At 72.7% G+C, this 399-nt stretch carries 1 protein-coding gene (running past one end of the window); it reads left to right on the top strand.

The genetic code is table 11. The features are described 5' to 3' along the window. Positions 1-251: 251 nt before the first annotated feature. On the top strand, positions 252-399 hold part of the coding region annotated (locus CCN35_RS24785) for a type I polyketide synthase (protein ID WP_143631797.1) (this coding region is incomplete at its 3' end). Its footprint extends 2,656 nt past the window's final position; 148 of 2,804 annotated nt are visible.

The following is a 399-nucleotide window of genomic DNA, read 5'->3' as shown; positions in this document are numbered from 1 at the left end:
CCCCGCCCCCTCCCGCTGCCCGGGACCTCCCGCACCGGACCGGTACGCGCCGCACACCGGCACTCAAGCCGGTCTCCAGAGACCCGGGCGAGAGTAGGACCCCACAAGCACGCACCACAGGACCACCCTCACCGCCACCGAGCGCAGGGCTGACGACAGCGGACCCGCCCCGCACGAACGGACCGCCCGCCTCCCGCGGGCGGTCCTCACCTCTTGCCGGTTCGGTCCAACGACCCCTCAAGGATGCGCAGATGAGCTTTGCCCAGGTGAACAGCGACACCGGCGCCGTCCCTCCCACCGCCGAGGACATCGCCGTCTGGCTGCGTGACCGCATCGCCGAACTGCTGGACGTCAGGCCCGAGACGGTGGCCACCGACCGCCCCCTGCGCGACCTCGGAC

Origin of the sequence: Streptomyces thermovulgaris (assembly GCF_002155915.1) — a bacterium.
GTDB classification, from domain to species: domain Bacteria; phylum Actinomycetota; class Actinomycetes; order Streptomycetales; family Streptomycetaceae; genus Streptomyces; species Streptomyces thermovulgaris.
This window is presented reverse-complemented; position numbering and strand designations above follow the sequence as displayed.